Source organism: Bacteroidota bacterium, assembly GCA_018831055.1.
Taxonomy (GTDB): domain Bacteria; phylum Bacteroidota; class Bacteroidia; order Bacteroidales; family B18-G4; genus M55B132.
This window is the reverse complement of sequence record JAHJRE010000339.1, coordinates 1-2,027: the sequence shown is the minus strand read 5'-3', so window position 1 is coordinate 2,027 and position 2,027 is coordinate 1. Positions and strand designations below refer to the sequence as shown.

The 2,027-nt window shown below is 59.3% G+C and carries 3 protein-coding genes; all 3 read right to left on the bottom strand.

Annotation, left to right across the window (positions count from 1 at the left end; genetic code table 11):
* Positions 1-826 (bottom strand): efflux RND transporter periplasmic adaptor subunit (locus KKA81_17620; protein MBU2652750.1); only part of this gene is annotated, 826 nt, incomplete at its 3' end.
* 124 nt (positions 827-950) lie between these two features.
* Positions 951-1,823: a lysophospholipid acyltransferase family protein gene (locus tag KKA81_17615; protein MBU2652749.1), complete on the bottom strand. Its 873-nt coding sequence runs from the start codon at positions 1,821-1,823 to the stop codon at positions 951-953.
* Positions 1,811-2,027, bottom strand: a 217-nt coding sequence (locus KKA81_17610) for a hypothetical protein (GenBank protein MBU2652748.1), incomplete at its 5' end; no start/stop codon positions are given. The genes KKA81_17610 and KKA81_17615, both read right to left, overlap by 13 nt.

Here is a 2,027-nt window from a genome sequence, read left to right as displayed (position 1 = left end):
TGGCGGGGAACTCAACGTCCGGATAGGCATCGAGCGAGACGACCACTTCCTGGCCGGTGTCGACTTTGTTCGCGTCGACCTCGGAGACGGTCGTTTCCACGATCATCTCGCCCAGGTCAGGAAGGTTGACCAGTCCCTGGCCGGGCCACGGCGAGTCGCCTTCCTGCACTTTTTCCATCGAGCTGCCCTTCCATATTTCGAGATAGACAACCAGCCCCGGCAGAGGCGCCTTGAGCGTCATCTGCTCCAGTTCACGCTGAGCCTGATTGACTTTGTCCTCCGCGCGGTTGACCTCGACTTCGGACTTCTGCACGTCGGCCGAAAGTTGATCGAGCTTCGCCTTGAAATTGAGCTGAGCCAGTTCGAGCTCCATCTTGGCTTCCTCGGCGACCCTGGGTGCTTCATACTTCTTCTCGTCGTAGTTACGCCTGGCGCGTTCGAGATCGAGCGTGAGCTGTTTCTCCTGGATCGTATATTCCTGCCGCGCGCGCTCGAGCGCGGCCTGCGTAATCTTGAAGTTGGATTCGTGCTCCTGAAGGTCCGACAGCTGTTGCGTAGCGTCGAACTTGATCACCGGGTCGCCCTTCTTCACCGTCGATCCCTCCGGCGCGAGCCAGGTGATCTGGAGACCGCGGATACGCGGCGCCGACAGCGTCACTGCCCGCTTGGCGTTGACCGAACCGTTTTCGTTCAGCGCAATGACGAACTCGCCGCGCTGGGCATATGCGGTCGGGATGTCGACCGCAGTGGTGAACAGGGCATTGACGATCAGGTAACCGCCGAGCACGACAGCGAGCACGATGATCACATAGAAGTATTTTTTCACGCGGCGGGTCCTTTTTTATGAAACACGCATTCTCCCGTTATCTCAAAAGAGGGCAGACCGGATATTTTCCGGCTGTACAGGTCTTGTACTGACATTACAAAGCAAAGGTTGCTTCTTTTTTCTCTCACTTCCATCGGCGGTGTGTCCACATCCACTGCCCCGGACAGCGCCGGATATGATCCTCCAGGAAACGATGGTATCGTCTCGTCATGTCGTCGACCGCCTGCTCCGAGTCGTCGTTTTCGGGCGGATAGATCGGGTCGCCGGTGATGAAGACATGGCGATCGTAACTTTCGCGGCGCATCAGGAACGGCAACATGGGCGCCCCGGACTTCACGGCGAACATCGCCGGACCTCGGGCCGCAAGAGCGCGGCGGCCGAAAAAATCTATCGGCAGACCCGAACCGGTATGCTGATCACCCGCGATACCGACCAGATGATTGGCTCGTAACGACCGGATCACCTGCCGTGCAGCGGTTTGGGCCGGGATGACATCGACCCCCATCGCCCGGCGAAACGACGTCAGCAGCCGGTCGACGCCGGCGTTGTGCTGCACCCCGACCAACAGATCCATCGGGTATCCCTGCACCGCGAACCATGCTCCGAGCATCTCCCAATTGCCGAAATGCGCCGTGCAGACCATCGCCCCGTTCCCGCGCGCGAGCGCTTCATCGATAACCCGCTTGTCCGGCCCGACAACAATCCGGTCCAGGCGCTCTCTTGACGTCACCGGAAACCGGGCCATCTCGATCAACGAGCGCGATATGCTCTGAAAAACGTCGCGAGCGATGTCTTCCAGTTCCGCCCCGGAGTGTTGTTCACCCAGGGCCTGACGCAAATTGTCAAGCGCCACGCGGCGGCGCGAGCCATACAACCGGTAGACCAACTGGCCGAGTCCGGCCGCAAACCGATCAGCGCCCCGGGGCGACAGCATCCCAACCAGCTTCGTGCCGGCGAGGGCGAAAACGTATTCGACCGTGTCGCTCAGCGTCGCCATGGTTCGTCGTCGTCGGGTTCCTCCGGCATGTCAGGGTCGCCGTATTCAAAATCGGTGGATTGGAGCTTCTCCTCCCGTTCCCACTTCTTATAGTATTCACGCCTCTTGCGGTAGCGCATAAATGCGCCGACCACAACGATCATCGCAAGAAACAGCCATAACCACATGGTGTCCGCCAAAATAGTGATAAGATTATATCGGCTC